Genomic DNA, 16,932 nt, shown 5'->3' with positions numbered 1-16,932 from the left:
GCCGGCCGGTCGGATCTTTTAAGGAGAACTTCATGAGCGATTTCCTCAGTGATGAGCAACTGGAGGGGCTGGACGCCTATTGGCGGGCATCCAATTACCTGGCCGTCGGGCAGATCTACCTCAAGGACAACCCGCTGCTGCACCAGCCTTTGACCCTGGCGCACATCAAGCCGCGTTTGCTCGGTCACTGGGGCACAACGCCGGGGCTGAACCTGATCTATACGCACCTCAACCGGCTGATCAAACAGTACGACTTGAACATGCTGTTCGTCGCAGGCCCTGGTCACGGCGGCCCCGCCGTGGTGGCGCAGACTTACCTGGAAGGCACCTATACCGAGTGTTACCCCTCGGTGGAGCGCGACATCAATGGCCTGGTTCGTCTGTTCCGCCAGTTTTCCTGGCCTTACGGAATCTCCAGCCATGTGTCGGCGCAGATTCCGGGCTCTATCCACGAAGGCGGCGAACTCGGTTACAGCCTGGCCCACGCCTATGGCGCGGCGTTCGATAATCCCGATTTGATCGTCGCCTGCGTGATTGGCGACGGTGAAGCCGAAACCGGCACGCTGGCGGCGAGCTGGCACTCCAACAAGTTTCTCAACCCGGCGCGTGACGGGGCGGTATTGCCGATCCTGCACCTCAATGGTTACAAAATCGCGAACCCCACGGTGCTGGCCCGAATCAGCGAGGATGAGCTGTCGGCGCTGATGTATGGCTATGGCTACGACCCGTATTTCGTTGAAGGTGATGAGCCGGCGCAGGTGCATCAGGCCCTGGCCCGGACGCTGGACACGATGGTGCTGAAAATCCGCGAGATTCAGCGCGAAGCACGCCAGCCTCGGTCATCGGAGGCGCCAGAGCGGCCGCTTTGGCCGATGTTGGTGTTGCGCACCCCCAAAGGCTGGACCGGACCGAAATTCGTCGATGGCCATCGTGTCGAAGGCACCTGCCGTGCGCATCAGGTGCCCTTGGCCGATTTCCAGCAACCGATCCATCTGCGGCAACTGGAGGAATGGCTCCACAGTTACCGTCCCGATGAGCTATTTGATGCCAATGGTGCGTTGTTGCCCGACATCGCGGCGCTGGCACCGACCGGGCATCGGCGCATGAGTGCCAATCCCCATGGCAACGGCGGCGCGTTGTTGCGACCGCTGGACCTGCCGCGATTTGCCGACTACGCGGTGAAACTCGAGGCTCCCGGCAGCCTGCGCGCCGAGGCCACGCGCGTCTTGGGCACGTTTTTGCGCGACGTGATGAAAAACAGCCTGGCCTCGAACAACTTTCGCCTGTTCGGCCCGGATGAAACCGCCTCGAACCGGCTGGACGCGGTCTACGAGGTCAGCGCCAAGACATGGATGGCGCCACTGGAGGCGGACGACAACCATTTGGCCGCCGATGGCCGGGTCATGGAAATCCTCAGCGAACAGGTGTGCGAGGGCTGGCTCGAAGGCTATCTGCTGACCGGGCGACATGGCCTGCTGTCCTGTTACGAGGCGTTCATCCATATCGTCGATTCGATGGTCAATCAGCACGCCAAATGGCTGAAAACCGCCAGCGAAGTGCCGTGGCGCAAACCGATTGCTTCGCTCAATTATTTGCTGACCTCCCATGTCTGGCGTCAGGACCATAACGGCTTCTCCCACCAGGATCCGGGCTTCATCGATCTGGTGGCGAACAAAAAATCGGACGTGGTGCGCATCTACCTGCCGCCCGACGCCAATTGCCTGTTGTCGGTGGCTGACCATTGCCTCAAGAGCTGCAATTACATCAACGTCATCGTCGCCGGCAAACAACCGGAATGGCAGTGGCTGGACATCGATGCCGCCATTTGTCATTGCCAGGCCGGCGTTGGTCGCTGGGCGTGGGCCAGCCAGAACGATGACGACCCCGATGTGGTCATGGCCTGCGCCGGTGACGTGCCGACCCTCGAAACCCTGGCCGCCGTGACGCTGTTGCGCGAGTACGTGCCGGACTTGCGGGTGAGGGTGGTCAATGTGGTCGACTTGATGGTGTTGCAGCCGTCCTATCAGCATCCCCACGGGATGTCGGACTCGGCGTTTGATGAGCTGTTCACCGTCGACAAACCGGTGATTTTCGCCTTCCACGGTTATCCCGCGCTGATCCACCGCCTGCTCTACAAACGCACCAATCATGACAATTTCCACGTCCGGGGCTTCAAGGAGGAGGGCGCGACCACCACCCCGTTCGACATGGCGGTAATCAACAATCTGGATCGGTATCAACTGGCGCTGGACGTTGTCGAGCGGGTGCCGCGGCTGCGCGATCAGCTGCAAACCGCGCGGTCGCGCTACTGGTCGACGATGGAGCGGCACAAGCTCTACCTCATCGAACACGGGCAAGACATGCCCGAGGTGCTGAACTGGCAATGGACGCCGGCAAATCCCTGAGTCTTGCCGCGCCGCGGTGCGTGTCGAATGTTCACCTGACGGGAGTCACATCATGAGCCAGTATCAACGCTTGTTACTCATCATCAACCCGGCCCTGCGCCATTCCCCGGCGATCAAACACGCGGCGGCATTGGCCAGGGCCAGCGGCGCGAGCCTGCATATCGCCGCTTTCATTCCTTCGTTCAAATTGTTGTCGCTGCTGGAGGAAGGTGATCGGGAACAGGCCCGTCAGCGCTACCTGCAAGACCATCGTGATTGGCTCCAGGTGCAGGCCGAGACGCTGCGTTGCGAGGGCATCGATGCGACCACGGAGGTGGCCTGGGCCGAGGATATGGAGCAAGACATCCTCGATCACGTCACGGAAATGCAGCCCGACCTGTTGATCAAGCAGGTGCAGCACGAGTCTGCGCTCAAGCGCGCCTTTTTCACCCCGCTGGATTGGTACTTGCTGCGCCACTGTCCGATGCCGGTGTATCTGGTGGGCGGGCGCGGCGACGGCTGGCCGCGCAAGATCGTGGCCGCGGTGGAAGTGTCCGACACCGAGTCCCCCGACAATACGCTGAACGACCGCATCATCAGGCAGGCCAACAGCCTGGCCATCCAGTGCGATGCCGAATTGCATTTGCTGTACGCCTGTGACATTTCGGCGGCCTTTCTGGCGGACATGGATGGATTGACCCTGGCGGACCTGACCAAAGCACTGCGCAAGGACCTGCAGCAAGCCTTCGTGAAACTCGCCGGCCAATACGGTGTGCCTGCGGATCGTCGTCACCTGGTGTCCGGCCATCCGGTCAAGGCGTTGAGTGAATTTGCCCACGAACACGAGGTGGATGTGATCGTGATGGGCAAGGTCCAGTCCTCCGGCGTCGACAAGCTCCTGGGCAGCACCACCGAGCACATTTTGTATCAGGTGCCGTGCAACGTGCTGGCGGTCTAGAGGCCCCGGGGGGCTGCGTGCCTTCGGGCCGGCTATTTGCGCTTCCAGTACTTCTGCATTTCAAGAAACAGGAAGGACGCCGTCCAGGTGATGAGTACCAGACCGGTCAAGGCTTGCAGGCCGGTCAGGTATTTGAGGTTGCCCACCGGTGAAATATCGCCGAAGCCGATGGTCGTATAGGTGGTGAAGGAAAAGTACACGCAGTCCATGAACGAGCCATCGAAGTTACCCGTCAAGGTGCCCCATTCGCCGGAACGCACCATCAGGTAATAGACCAGTGCGAAGCACCAGACTTCTGTTGCGTGGGCAAACAGGGCTCCGAATACCCCGACGACGATCCTGAAGCGGCTCCAGAGTCTCAGGCGGGGCAGCCAGTCGTTCAGGCGTAACAGGCATTCGTAGTGGATGATCACGACGATGATCACCACCAGTGTATTGATCAGCGTGACTGCCAGCATGGCGAACCTCTAGCGATCGCGCAGTGTCACGGCGAGGGGGAGTGTCAGGACCGGCTTCATGGGCTGAAGCGGGGGGAACTCTTCAGGGGTCAAGGTTTCTTTCTCCAGCAAGAGACGGGCCCCGGCGTCCAGATCGGTGCGGCGGCTCTGCAGCAACGCTTTGGCTCGGGTGTAGGCTTCGTCGAGCAGGGCACGGATGCCCAGGTCGATCTCCCTGGCGGTTTGTTCCGAATAGTCTTTCTCACTGACGCCCTGCATGCTGTCGCCAAGGTAGGTGGCCGTTTTTCGCTCCAGCACCGCCAGACCTAGTTCGGCGCTCATGCCAAACCGGGTGAGCAATTGACGAGCAATATCGGTGGCGCGGGCCAGGTCGTCGGCCGCGCCGGTGGAGATCTGGCCATACGCCAGGAATTCGGCGGCTCGACCGGCCATCAGCACGGCAATCCGGTCCTTGAGCATCTGGCAGCTGATGAGGAAGTGATCTTCAGTGGGGCGCTGCAGTGTATAGCCCAGCGAGCCAATGGCCCGGGGCACAATCGAGACTTTATGCACGGGGTCCATGGCCGGCAGACTGCTGGCGGCCAGGGCATGCCCCATCTCGTGATAGGCCACCACCTGACGCTCGTCGGCACGCAACACGCTGCTCTTGCGCTCGACCCCGGCGACAATGCGTTCCACCGCTGCGGTGAAGTCTGCAAGATTGACCGCATCAGCGCCGCGGCGAGTAGCGACGATGGCCGCTTCGTTGACCAGGTTGGCCAGGTCAGCGCCCGTGAAGCCCGTGGTGATGTCGGCAATCTGCTCGCTGTCCAGCGTGGGCTCCACGACGATTTTTTGAAGATGAACCTTGAGGATGGCCTGACGGCCTTTGCGGTCTGGGCGATCGATCAGCAGCTGGCGATCGATCCGACCCGCTCGCAGCAGGGCGGGGTCGAGAATTTCCGGGCGATTGGTCGCGGCGAGTAGAACGACGCCTTCACGCGGGTCGAATCCGTCCAGTTCGGCAAGTAACTGATTGAGGGTTTGCTCTTTTTCATCATTGCCGCCAAATGCACCGACGCCACGCATTTTGCCCAAGGCATCCAGTTCGTCGATGAAAATGATACAGGGCGCCGCTTCCCGAGCCTGTTCGAACAAGTCGTGCACGCGGGCGGCGCCGACGCCGACGAACATTTCGACGAACTCAGACCCCGAGATCGAGAAGAACGGCACACCGGCTTCACCGGCGATCGCTTTAGCCACCAGCGTCTTGCCAGTGCCGGGCGGGCCGACCAGCAACGTACCCTTGGGAATGTGCGCACCCAGGCGTGAGTATTTGGCCTTGTCCTTGAGGAATGAAACGATTTCCACCAGTTCGGCCTTGGCTTCATCGATGCCGGCGACATCGGCGAAGGTCACCCCGGTATCGCGCTGGACGAACACTTTGGCGCGGGACTTGCCAATGCTCATCAGCCCGCCCATGCCTTGTTTTTCCGCCAGCCCGCGAAACAGGAAATGCCAGACCACCATGATCAGCACAAAGGGCAACAGCCAGCCCAGCAGGCCACTCAGGAAAGTATTTTCATTGATGCCGGTAAAGCCGACACCTGAATGCGCGAGGTCGCTCGCCAGTGCTGGATCGACCCGCACCGTCGAGAACTGCAGGCGTCCGTCGATGGGCTCTTGAAGCTTGCCGCTGATCTGGTCCTTCTCGATCCGCAAATCGCTGACTTTCTGTTCGCTCAGCAGTTGCAGGAACTGACTGTACGGAATGCTCTGCACCACACGCCGTTCGATAAACAAAAACTGAACGAGGGTCAGCACGACAAACGCGATGGCGAAGTAAGACAGGTTCCATTGGTGGGTTTTTTTCATGGCCGTGGCTCAGAGAAGGGGCCGCGGCGGGGATGGCGCAACCGTGAGTCTGGTCAGTGTTTTCTACGCCTGAGCGACAAAAAATCATTGAGTTAAATCAACAATGCTTCTGTGCGCCCGAAGTCGATGGGGACGCCCGCCGAAAGCCTTCCATTAGTTGACAAAGATCAGAGCCACCACGGGATAACGCCTGATACTCAAACAACAGCTTTCCAGCCGCCATCAGCCTGTAGAGCTGCACAAACGCCGACAGGAATCGGGTTTGCGGTAAGGCAATAGGTCGATCCCAGGACGAGGTAGGTGATGCTGAATATCAAACGTATCTTATTGATTGCCCCTTCCGAGATGGTCCGCACCCCGGCATTCGACCGCGCACATGCACTGGCCTGTGCCACCGGTGCTTTGCTGCACATCGTTGCCTTCGACTATGTGCAGGTGCTGGCGGTTGCCGGACTGTTTGACCACGATGCGATGGCTCAGGCGCGGGAAGGCTATTTGCAAGTGCACCGTCACTGGCTGGAGCAGCAGGCCCGGTTCCAGCGGTGCATCGGGTTGCAAGTGACCACTGAAGTGGTCTGGGCCAAATCCAGCCGGGCGAACGTGCTTGAGTACGTCAACGATTTCCATCCGGACCTGGTGATCAAGGACACCCACCATGTACCGGCACTCGACCGCGCGTTCCATCGGCCACTGGACTGGCTGTTGCTGCGCGACTGCCCGTCCCATTTGCATTTGGTCACCGAGGCCAGGAATCCCAAGCCGTTGAACATTCTTGCGGTCATCGATCTGTCCCATCTGGAGGAACTGACGCAAGGTCTCAACGACCGGATTCTCGACCTGGCCTCGACGCTGGCGGCCTCCTGTGGCTCAACCTTGCAACTGCTCAACGTCAGCAGCTGGTCGGTGGTGGGCGACGCAACGATGAGTGTGCCGACGCTGAGTCTGAATGACAGCCTCAGAGATGCGGTCAACGATGCGCAGGAAGAGGCCTTTGAGGCGCTTGCCGAACGCTATGGCATCGACAGGCAACGCCGACACCTGCTGACCGGCATTCCGCACAAAGTCATCGGGTTGTTCGCCAAACGGCACGCATTCGACATGGTGGTGCTGGGGACGGCCTATAGCCATGGGGTTGACCGGTTCATCGGCAGTACCGCCGAGAGCGTATTGAACCGCGCACCGTGCAGTTTGATGTTCGTCAAGCCACGCCCCTGGCTCGACTGAACGGCTACCCGTTGCGCCACAGTTGATAAAAATCAACAGCCCTTGAGCCGAAAGGAGCGATCAATAGCGCTTCCATGAATGTTCAAGGAGACGGCCATGCGAATGACATTTCTTGGTGCTGCGGGCACCGTCACGGGCAGCAAGTACTTGCTGGAGCATCGCGATCAACATGTGCTGATCGATTGCGGATTGTTCCAGGGCTACAAGCAACTGCGCTTGCACAACTGGGACCCTTTCCAGCTGCCGGTTCGCGACCTCCAGGCCATCGTGCTGACCCATGCCCATCTGGATCACAGCGGCTACTTGCCGGTGCTGGCGCGCAATGGTTATCGCGGCCCGGTGTATGCCACGCCCGCCACCTGTGAACTGGTCAAAATCCTGCTGCGAGACAGTGGTCGCTTGCAGGAAGAAGAGGCCGAATTCGCCAATCGACACGGCTTTTCAAAACACGCCCCGGCGTTGCCGCTTTATACCGAGCAGGACGCCGAACGCGCACTGAAGCTGTTGCATCCGGTTGAGTTGCATCACCGGGTCACGATTGTTCCGGGGCTCAGTATTCTGTTGCGCGGGGCCGGGCATATCCTGGGCGCCGCGACCGTTGAAATCGTCGCCGATGGCATCACGCTGGTGTGTTCCGGGGACCTGGGGCGGCCGAACGATCCGTTGATGTTCGCCCCGGAAACCATCGAACAGACCGATTACCTGCTCATAGAGTCGACCTACGGTGACCGTCGTCATCCTGAAGAGTCGCCAGAGAAACAACTGGCCGAGGTCATCACCCGCACCGCGCTGCGCCATGGCATCACCCTGGTGCCCTCGTTTGCGGTCGGGCGAGCGCAGTTGTTGATGTATCACTTGTACCGACTCAAACAGCAGCACGCGATCCCGGACCTGCCGATCTACCTCAACAGCCCCATGGCGACGGATGTCACGCGCTTGTATCAGCGTTTTCGCAGTGAGCACCGGTTGTCGCTGGAGGACTGCGAAGGCATGTGCCAGGGCACGCATTTTGTGCGGGCGACCCGTGACTCGATCGAGTTGGATCAGCAACGCACCCCGGCGGTGATCATCGCCGCCAGCGGCATGGCGACCGGAGGACGGGTGCTGCACCACCTCAAGGCGCTGGCGCCCAATCCGCTCAATACCCTGCTGATCCCGGGCTTTCAGGCCGGCGGCACCCGCGGTGCGCAGATCATCGCCGGTGCGCCTTCGGTGCGTATCCACGGCAAGGAGGTGCCAATCCGGGCCGAGGTGGTGCCGATGGAAACCCTGTCGGCGCACGCCGACGCCGACGAGATCATCGAGTGGTTGCGCGGGTTCAAGCGGCCGCCGAAACACACCTATGTGGTGCACGGCGAGCCCAATGCCTCGGATGTCTTGCGCCGGCGCATCAGCCTGGAGCTGGGCTGGTCGGTGTCGGTGCCGGAGTACCGTGACAGCGTCGAGCTCACGCCCATCGATCCGTCTTCAAGTTCATCGTCCTGATAAAAAGCCCCCTGGCCGGTTTTCCGGCCAGGGGGCGAGGGCTGCTCGGGACTTACTCGCCCTTGATCGGCACGACTTTGTCCGCTTTCATCGCGTCAGGCTTTTTCGGCAGCGAGATGCTCAGCACGCCTTTGCTGAAACTCGCGTCGATCTTCTCGGCATCGACGCCTTTGGGCAAGCTGAACACCCGTTCGAAGGAGCCGTAATGGCGCTCACTGAGGTGATAGCCTTTGCGTTTTTCCTCCTTGTCTTCTTTCTTTTCCCCTTTGATGATCAGGCTGCCGTTGGACAGTTTGATCTCAATGTTTTTCTGATCCATGCCGGGCAGTTCGGCGGTGATTTCGTAGCTTTTGTCTTTCTCGGTGATGTCCACGGCCGGCAGGCTGGGGACCGTCAACTCCTGCGACCATAAAGGCTCGACATCGAACAGCCCACGACTGAAGGGGGATAGCCCCCGGCCGTGACCAAAGTCTGAGAACAGTTGATCGACCTGCTGCCGGAGTTTTTCCAGAGGTCTCCAAAGGTCTGTCGTGACGGAGGGCTGATTCCCTTTTTCCTCAGTCTTTATCGGCATTTTTTTCACGGAATTGCTCATTTTCAATACTCCTCTTGGGATTGAAGGGTGGACTGAACATCCCTCGCTGCATTCCACCCGGAAAACACTAAGCAGGCCCTTGCGTTACAAGGCCAGCGTCCCGGACCACAGCATCCACCCGGCAAAGGCGGCTGCCGTCCAGATGATGATTAACAGCCCGGTTTCAGGGCCGCTGAGCGGTTGGCCCTGGCGAGACTTCATCGTGACCAGGTAAATCAACGAGCCGGGGGCGTAAAGCAACGCGCTGAGCAGCATGTATTTAGGCCCGGCGGCATACAGCAGCCACGTGCAATACAGCGTGGCGACCAGGGCGATGGCCATGTCGCGCAGTTGCAGGCCCCTGTGACCGGCGTAGGTCTGGCCCTGCCAGGTCAATTTCAGCGCGTACAGACCGCTGAACAGGTACGGCAGCAGAATCATCGACGTGGCCAGGGAAATCAGCGCGAGGTAAGTGGCGCTCGAATACAGCGTCAGCAACAGGAACAGTTGAATGCAGCCGTTGGTGATCCACAGCGCATGGGCCGGCACGCCTTGGGTGTTCTCCACGGCGAGTGTCCCCGGCATGACGTTTTCCTTGGCCGGTGTGAACACCGATTCGGCTGCCAGCAGCGTCCAGGCGAGCAGGGCACCGCCCACCGAAATGATCAAGCCGATGCTGATCAGCACCGCGCCCCATGGCCCGGCCGCCGCCTCAAGCACGCCAGCCATCGACGGGTTTTTCAGCGCCGCCAGTTCTGGCTGTCTGAGAATGCCCAGCGACAACAGGGACACCGCGATCAGCAGCAACAGGGTGATGACAAAACCGATGACCGTGGCACGACCGACGTTGGCCCGTTCTGCGGCTCGGGCGGAAAACACGTTGGCGCCCTCGATCCCGATGAACACCCACACGGTGACCAGCATGGTGCTTTTGACTTGATCAAGCGTGCTGCCCAGTGCCGACGAACCCCAGAAGTCGACCGAGAAGGTTTCTTTCTGAAAGGCCGCGATCACCAAACCGATAAACAGCAGCAACGGCACAATTTTGGCGATCGTCGTCAACGCGTTGGCCCGCGCCGCGGTGCGCATGCCCCTGAGGATCATCCAGTGCAACGACCACAGCACCACGGACGCTCCGGCAATGGCCGCTTTGTTATTGCCTTCACCAAACAGCGGGAAGAAGTAGCTCAGCGCCGCGAACAGAATCACCAGGTAACTGACGTTGCCGATCCAGGCGCTGATCCAGTAGCCCCAGGCGGAATTGAAGCCGAGGAATTCGCCGCCCAGGGCGCGGGCATAGGCAAACACGCCGTTGTCCAAGGCCGGCTGGCGGTTGGACAAGGTCTGGTAGACCAGGGCCAGGGACAACATGCCGACGCCGGTAATCAGCCAGCCAATCAGAATCGCCCCGGCTCCGGCACTGGCCGCCATGTTCTGCGGCAGACTGAAAATACCGCTGCCGATCATCGAACCGACCACCAGCGCGATCAGCAAACTCAGGGAAAGTCGTTTGGGCTCGACCTTTCGCAAGCTGCCCGCCAACGGATGGGGGACCGTCGGTGGGATGATCGGTTGAGTGCCTTGCAGTTGGGTAGCCATGTCAGCCTCCACGAGACGAGACGAAAGTCCTCTGCACTCACCGCGAATGCGCTGGTGCGAATGCTGGCTCTAAATGTCGGCGTGAATGGGCTGCCCGTCTTTGATTTAAGTCAGAGACAGGGGAAACAGTTTTGCCGGCGTCGGCGAGTTATTAACGAAGGCCCCTGGGGGGATGAATCGCCCCATCGCGGCGATCACCCCTGGATTCAATGTTCGGTTAAAAATCTGTCGATTTCTTCCACGGTGCTGCGTGCTGTGCGCGTGACGCCAATCAGTGTCGCGGAAGCGGCGCCGGTCCAGTCGCCATAGCCCACCAGCCACAAGCGCGGCTCTTGAATGGAATGCGTGCCTTCGACGGCCACGCGCCCATCGGCGGTGCACACGCCCAGTGATCCCAGATAGCCGAGGGCAGGGCGGAAACCGGTGCACCAGATCACCGCGTCGACCGGCGTTTGCGAGCCGTCCGCCCACTCCACGCCAGTGTCGGTAAAGCGCAGGAACGGCCGAACCGCGTGCAATACACCGCGCTCCCGGGCTTCGGCGACTGGCGGCACCATTACGATATCGCCCAAGCCACCGACCGGTTGTGCAATGACGGTGCCGGCGAGTTGGGCTTTCCAGCGTTCGGTGGCGCGTTCGAACAGCACTCGGCCATCGACGTCATCGGCGAGAAACTGTGGCGGCTGCGGCGTGACCCAGGTGGCGTCGGCCACTTGCGAGACTTCAGCGAGGATCTGGGCACCGGAGTTGCCGCCGCCCACCACCAGGACTTTTTTGCCGGCAAACGGCTTGGCGTCGACGTAGTGGGCCGAATGCACTTGTTGGCCGGTAAAGGTTTCACTGCCGGGGTAGTGAGGCAGGAAGGGATGGCGCCAGGTGCCCGTCGCGCTAACCACCGTGCGGGCCAGCCAGCTAAGGCTATCGGTCTTGACGAGCAGCCGATTATCCCTGCGTTCAATAGCGTTCACCCAATAGGGCCGCGCGGTAGGGAATTGGTAGCGTTGCTCATACTCGCGCAGGTAATCGAGGACGTTGTCGCGGCTTGGGTAGCCGTCCGTGACCGGCGGCATCATCCAGCCGGCGATGGAGCTCCAGGTCGAGGGTGAAAACAGGCGCAGGGAATGCCAACCGTGCCGCCAGGCGCCGCCCGGCCCGGCTTCGGCATCAATAATCACAAACGAACGCCCTGTTCGGCGCAGAAAGTAAGCCACGGCGAGTGCGGACTGGCCACCGCCGATAATTGCGACGTCCACTTCGGTGGGGGTAGAAGGCATGGCGAATCCTCAGGGCGCAAAGTCACGCCAAGATACCCGATGCAGATCGGCTATTTGTTGATGTTGCTCAAGCGTTTAATGCAGCGGCTGATTAAGGGCATGCTGCACAACGCACTCAACCGGTTATCGTCACCTATCATTTCGGTGCATTCGCGTTCGTTACGCTATCAATGGATCAACGGCGCACGCTCCGTTGTAAAAGGGGATCAAATGAATCGCGCAGTTGAGAGTGGTAAACACCGTATCGTTTCTCCCCACCTCGAAGACGTCGAAACGCTTGTCCGCGAGCTGGACGCTGATCTGCGCGTGGGTTTGTCCAGCGCGCAAGCCCAGGCCCGCCTGAGTCGTGACGGACCCAATGAGTTACGGACTCAACCGGTCAAGCCCGCCTGGCATTATCTTCTGCGGCAGTTTCAAGATCCGCTGGTGTACCTGCTGCTTGTCGCGGTGGGCATCACCCTGGCCATCTGGTTGCTGATGGACCGTCAGGAATGGCCGGTCGATGCGTTGGTGATCACGCTGATTGTGCTGGCTAATGCGTTGCTGGGGTTTTTCCAGGAAACCCGCTCACAGTGAGCTGTTGCGGCGTTGGCCAACCTGACCCAGACCTCTTCTTCCGTCATCCGCGACGGGGCCCTGACGCGAATCCCCAGTCAGCAACTGGTGGTCGGTGACCTGCTGGTGTTATCCGAGGGCGATTCGGTGGGCGCCGATGCTCGCCTCATCCAGGCCAATGAATTGCGTGTACTGGAAGCGTCACTGACCGGAGAGAGTGAAGCGGTGTCGAAAAATACCGCGTGTTCAAGCACCGAGGTGCCTTTGGCAGAGCGCGCCAATATGATTTTCAAGGGCACAGCCATCGCCCAGGGGACGGGAGTCGGCATGGTCACGGCGGTCGGTATGGCGACTGAAGTCGGGGCCATCGCTCATCTGCTGGATGTCACGCCCGAAGAGGTCACACCTCTGCAAAAGGAAGTGCGCGCCATAGGGCGGATGCTCGGCATTGCGGTTCTGGTGATCGCTACGGTGGTCGTCGTGGCCGTGCTGATGCTCACTGACATTCAGACGGTCGACGATGTGCTGCGGGTTTTGCTGCTGGGTGTGTCCCAGGCGGTGGCGGCGGTGCCAGAGGGGCTGCCTGCCGTTCTGTCACTGGTGCTCGCCTTCGGCATGCTGCGCATGGCGCGCAGCAAAGCCATCATCAAGCGACTGTCTTCAGTGGAGACCCTGGGGTCTGCATCGGTCATCTGTACCGACAAGACCGGCACGCTGACCCGTTCCGAAATGACCATCCAACAAACCATGACTGCGTCGGGTAAAGGAGTGGTCAGCGGTGTCGGCTACGCCCCGCAAGGGCAGATTCATCACCAGGACCTGCCCTTGAGTGAGGGGCCGGTGCACAGCGAAAACGTGCTGTTATTGCGCGGCGGCAGCCTGGCTGGCAATGCCGTGCTGGCGCAGCAGGAAGACGGCACCTGGGTGGTTCAAGGCGATCCGACCGAGGGTGCCTTTCTGGTGGCGGAGCGCAAGCTCGATGCGCCGGCACGCAGCGTGAACCGCTTCGAGCGTGTGGCTGAAATACCCTTTACCTCTGATCGAAAAATGATGTCGGCCCTGGTCATCGATCATGAGCACAACGACGAGCGACTGCTGATCAGCAAGGGCGCGCCCGATGTGCTCCTCCAGCATTGCACACAAGTCCAGGTCGGCATGGATGTCGTGCCACTCACCGACGACCTGCGTGCAAAAGCCGTGGCTGATGTGAATGAGTTGTCGGGCGTGGGATTGCGCACGCTTTCCGTGGCGTACCGTCCCTTGGCCGCTGGCGAGGAGGTCACGAGCGGTGAACCCCTTGAGGCCGGCCTTGTTTTCATCGGTACGGTCGGCATCAGTGACCCGCCGCGTGAAGAAGTCGCGCCGGCCATTGCCGAAGCCCATCGGGCAGGCATCCGCATCATTATGATCACCGGTGACCATCCGCGAACGGCCGCGCGCATCGCCGAGGATCTGGGCATCATCCAGGCTGGTGCCGGGGCGTTGACCGGGGCCGATCTGGATAAGCTGGACGATGCGGCCCTGGCCGAGGCGGTCCGGTCGACCTCGGTCTATGCCCGTGTGGCGCCCTCGCATAAGTTGCGGATTGTCGATGCGCTGCAAGCGCAGGGGCATGTGGTGGCGATGACCGGCGATGGTGTGAATGACGCTCCGGCACTGAAGTCAGCCGACATCGGCATTGCCATGGGCATCACCGGAACGGAGGTGACCAAGCAGGCGGGAAAAATGATCCTGGCCGATGATAACTTCGCGACCATCGTATTGGCCGTACGTGAAGGCCGCGGGATTCTGGACAATATCCGCAAGTTTCTTCGTTACTTGCTGTCTTCCAATATGGGCGAGGTGCTGACGGTGTTTCTCGCCGTTGTGGGGGCCAGCGTCATCGGCCTGGTGGATGAGAACGGCGGGATCATCCTGCCGCTGCTGGCCACGCAGATTCTGTGGATCAACCTGATCACGGATGCGGCACCGGCCATCGCCATGGGCCTTGATCCGCATAGCGAGGATGTCATGACACGCAGCCCGCGCAAGCCTTCGGACCGAATCATCGACACACGCATGTGGGTGGGGGTGTTCGAGGTGGGGCTGGTCATGGCATTGGCGAGTTTGTTAACGGTCGACTGGATGCTGCCGGGAGGGTTGATACCGGGGGATGCGTCGCTGGAGGAAGCACGCACGGGCGCTTTTACCGTCCTTGTTTTGGCGCAGCTGTTTAACGCGTTGAACGCGCGCTCTGAATCAACCAGTGCGTTTATCGGTCTGTTCGCCAATCGATGGCTCTGGGGCGCCATCGTCCTGGCCATGGTCTTGCAGATTGCAGTGGTGCACTGGGCGCCACTCAACAAGGCGTTCGGCACGAGTGCATTGACGCTCAGCCAGTGGGGTCTTTGTCTGGCAATGGCGAGCCTGGTCTTCTGGTTCAGCGAGCTGCGCAAGCTGTGCAGGCATTGGCACCGTGCAAGACGAGAAGACAGGACACAACTGCACTCAAGTTGATCAAGATCAAACGGCATTTGCTGATCGGCGTCATTGTTTTGATAAACATGGGCGAGAGATACGGTCATGACAGACAACAAACTCGTCAGCAGCGGGGTTCACGTGACCCAAGGCAGAGGGACGGCACTCGGGCAGTTGCGCTGGCCGGGTCCCCGTTCCTGGAAACGTGAGGCAACCTTCCTGGTGGCGATCCTGATGGGGCTGACGGCGGGATACTTTACGGTGTCTCACTTCGCCTCCCAGGCGGCGCAAGACTTGGCAGACAGGTGCACAGCGCGTTTTGAGATCGAGCTTGAGAATGCCGACATCGATTCCCTCACAAGAGCCCTGCCTCAGTCCTTGTGTGAATGTCTGGCGAATTCGCTCCTCGACAAAAACGGTATTGCGCGGATGGCGATGGTCAACTGGCGCCTGCTTGATCCGTTGGCCCTTGAGCCGGTGACGGAAAAGGATGAGGACAGTTGCATCAACGCGCTGTGGGTGCCCAGTGTTGAATTGGCCAAGCGCCTGAGCATTTGAAGAAGGGGCACCTCGCACGGGAGCCGCTTTCATCGACCTTGTTGCGCCTCACAAACCAAACGGAAAGGTCTCGTCCTCCGGTTCGATCGCCTGGCCTTTCGGCAGCGCCAGTGCGGTCACGGGGCGGGTCTGTTCGATCCAGATCATTGCGTCAAACTGGTCGGCCAGCGCCGCCTCGAAGTAATGGCTGCGACGCTCGGTTTCAGGACGATAAATCACGCCGATGGCCCGCTCCAGCAATGGCTTGCTCAGGACGCGACGCAGTTCTTTGCGGCGCGGGTCTCGCCAGTCGGTCAACGACGCTGGAATGCCGGCTTTGAAAAACTGATGCTCCCAGCTGTCCGGGTGCGAGGGCCTGATGTCCTTGATGAGCAGGTCGCCGTCCCAGTCATCGGCCGCCGCCACCTGGCCCCGGTCGGTGCTCATGCCAATCAGCACGACCTCGCGACCATAGGCACTGCGGCATAGATGACCGATATTGAACTGGCCCTTCCAGCCCATTTCGGTGGCGGCCGCATTGCCGATATGGGAGTTGTGCGCCCAGACCACGGCTTTGGCGTGGGGCCCCCGATGCTCAAGCAGGCGCTGCAGGGTGTCGAACATATGCCGGTCGCGCAGATTCCACGAGGCCGTCGAGCCTCGATAAATCGCGCGGTAGTATTGCTCCGCTGCCTGCACCACCCGGGCGTTTTGCGCCGCATTGAAGAACCCTTCATCATCCCGGACGAGCCCGGCCAGTTGTTTGGCCAGCATGGCGTTGAGTTGCTCGACCACCGGCTGTTCGCAGGGCATCAGGCCGCCGCGTTCGACGAAGTGACCGTACAGCGCCGGATCATCCTGCCACGGCGTCAGGCAGCCATAACGCCGCCGCGCTTCGTGTGCCAACTGCGGGTCGACCTGGTCCAGGTAGCGCAGCACTTCATGAATGGAGTTGCGCAAGCTGTAAATGTCGAGGCCCCGGAATTCGACACGACGTTCAGGGGCGAGTGAGTGATTGAATTGATGCAGCCAGTGGACGAATGACCTCACCTCGGCATTGCGCCACATCCAGGTCGGAAAACGGCTGAAAATGTGACGCTTCCACGCCGAACGGGCCAGGCCCCGGACGTAATGGTCGACATGGCCGGCGTCCGGCCAGTCGGCTTCCACCGCCACAATGTTGAACCCGTGGTGTTCAATCAGCCTTTGGGTGATCGCTGCCCGGGTTTCATAGAAGTCGCGGGTGCCATGGCTGGCCTCACCGATCATGACGACACGGGCATCGGCGTAGCGATCGAACATTTCACCAAAGGTCGATGAGTCCCGCGTCGGCAGGGGTTCTGCGTATTGACGCAGGAGCGGTGCGATGGTGGCCACGTCGATGTGTCGAGGAGAGCCATCCCTGTCCGGCGAGTCGTGGGAGGGGGTGTTCATGACGGTTATCCCCTTGAGTCAGGTCACTGCCACAGGCCTGGCGTGCGTCTTCCATCAGATGCTTTATCGTCTGGTGGGTATTCCAACATCTCGATTCAGACAAATGATTGAGTTTGATCAACAAAGGGGGCAATGCCTT

13 protein-coding genes are annotated in these 16,932 nt (G+C 60.5%); 7 read left to right on the top strand and 6 right to left on the bottom strand.

What is annotated here, in order from left to right:
• Window positions 1–32 precede the first annotated feature (32 nt).
• Complete coding sequence (locus tag BLU63_RS30455) at window positions 33–2,405, top strand: phosphoketolase family protein (protein ID WP_083377032.1); 2,373 nt, start codon at window positions 33–35, stop codon at window positions 2,403–2,405.
• 52 nt (window positions 2,406–2,457) lie between these two features.
• Entirely contained in the window at window positions 2,458–3,342 is an 885-nt protein-coding gene (locus BLU63_RS30450; protein ID WP_077749857.1) for a universal stress protein, read from the top strand.
• 32 nt (window positions 3,343–3,374) lie between these two features.
• On the opposite strand, the gene BLU63_RS30445 is transcribed toward BLU63_RS30450, so the two are convergent.
• Both BLU63_RS30445 and ftsH read right to left on the bottom strand, forming a co-directional pair.
• Window positions 3,375–3,800 (bottom strand): potassium channel family protein, encoded by a 426-nt coding sequence (locus tag BLU63_RS30445; protein ID WP_083377031.1) that lies wholly within the window; start codon window positions 3,798–3,800, stop codon window positions 3,375–3,377.
• Between the two features lie 9 nt (window positions 3,801–3,809).
• On the bottom strand, window positions 3,810–5,654 hold the full coding sequence (ftsH, locus tag BLU63_RS30440; RefSeq protein ID WP_010459316.1) for an ATP-dependent zinc metalloprotease FtsH: 1,845 nt from the start codon (window positions 5,652–5,654) through the stop codon (window positions 3,810–3,812).
• Between the two features lie 303 nt (window positions 5,655–5,957).
• On the opposite strand from ftsH, the gene BLU63_RS30435 reads away from it, so the two are divergent.
• Both BLU63_RS30435 and BLU63_RS30430 read left to right on the top strand, forming a co-directional pair.
• The gene (locus BLU63_RS30435) at window positions 5,958–6,878 is read left to right on the top strand and encodes a universal stress protein (RefSeq protein WP_083377030.1); all 921 of its coding nucleotides are present in this window, start codon (window positions 5,958–5,960) and stop codon (window positions 6,876–6,878) included.
• A gap of 96 nt (window positions 6,879–6,974) precedes the next feature.
• The gene (locus tag BLU63_RS30430) at window positions 6,975–8,363 is read left to right on the top strand and encodes an MBL fold metallo-hydrolase RNA specificity domain-containing protein (RefSeq protein WP_169857274.1); all 1,389 of its coding nucleotides are present in this window, start codon (window positions 6,975–6,977) and stop codon (window positions 8,361–8,363) included.
• 52 nt (window positions 8,364–8,415) lie between these two features.
• Here BLU63_RS30430 and BLU63_RS30425 read toward each other — a convergent pair whose 3' ends face one another.
• The 3 genes from BLU63_RS30425 to BLU63_RS30415 all read right to left on the bottom strand — a co-directional run bounded on the left by BLU63_RS30425 (window position 8,416) and on the right by BLU63_RS30415 (window position 11,810).
• A complete protein-coding gene (locus tag BLU63_RS30425) occupies window positions 8,416–8,958 on the bottom strand; it encodes an Hsp20/alpha crystallin family protein (RefSeq protein WP_010459321.1) in 543 nt (180 codons plus the stop codon).
• A gap of 84 nt (window positions 8,959–9,042) precedes the next feature.
• Window positions 9,043–10,536 carry an arginine-ornithine antiporter gene (arcD, locus tag BLU63_RS30420; protein ID WP_077749859.1) on the bottom strand — a complete coding sequence of 498 codons (1,494 nt, stop codon included), beginning with the start codon at window positions 10,534–10,536 and terminating at the stop codon, window positions 9,043–9,045.
• A 206-nt stretch (window positions 10,537–10,742) separates the two neighbouring features.
• Window positions 10,743–11,810: an ArsO family NAD(P)H-dependent flavin-containing monooxygenase gene (locus tag BLU63_RS30415; RefSeq protein ID WP_083377029.1), complete on the bottom strand. Its 1,068-nt coding sequence runs from the start codon at window positions 11,808–11,810 to the stop codon at window positions 10,743–10,745.
• Between the two features lie 210 nt (window positions 11,811–12,020).
• Here BLU63_RS30415 and BLU63_RS33215 point away from each other — a divergent pair, with 210 nt between their 5' ends.
• The 3 genes from BLU63_RS33215 to BLU63_RS30405 all read left to right on the top strand — a co-directional run bounded on the left by BLU63_RS33215 (window position 12,021) and on the right by BLU63_RS30405 (window position 15,380).
• Window positions 12,021–12,386, top strand: coding sequence for a cation-transporting P-type ATPase (locus tag BLU63_RS33215; RefSeq protein WP_197678980.1), 366 nt, complete (start codon window positions 12,021–12,023; stop codon window positions 12,384–12,386).
• 12 nt (window positions 12,387–12,398) lie between these two features.
• A complete protein-coding gene (locus BLU63_RS30410; protein ID WP_197678979.1) occupies window positions 12,399–14,861 on the top strand; it encodes a cation-translocating P-type ATPase in 2,463 nt (820 codons plus the stop codon).
• A gap of 66 nt (window positions 14,862–14,927) precedes the next feature.
• Complete coding sequence (locus BLU63_RS30405) at window positions 14,928–15,380, top strand: hypothetical protein (RefSeq protein WP_083377028.1); 453 nt, start codon at window positions 14,928–14,930, stop codon at window positions 15,378–15,380.
• Between the two features lie 48 nt (window positions 15,381–15,428).
• Here the strand turns inward: BLU63_RS30405 and BLU63_RS30400 are convergent, their stop codons facing one another.
• Window positions 15,429–16,793, bottom strand: a complete 1,365-nt coding sequence (locus BLU63_RS30400) for an erythromycin esterase family protein (protein ID WP_083377027.1) — start codon at window positions 16,791–16,793, stop codon at window positions 15,429–15,431.
• Window positions 16,794–16,932 lie beyond the last annotated feature (139 nt).

Origin of the sequence: Pseudomonas mandelii (assembly GCF_900106065.1) — a bacterium.
In the GTDB taxonomy this organism is placed as follows: Bacteria; Pseudomonadota; Gammaproteobacteria; order Pseudomonadales; family Pseudomonadaceae; genus Aquipseudomonas; species Aquipseudomonas mandelii.
Note: the sequence above shows the minus strand (reverse complement) of the source record. Positions and strands in the feature narration are given on the sequence as shown.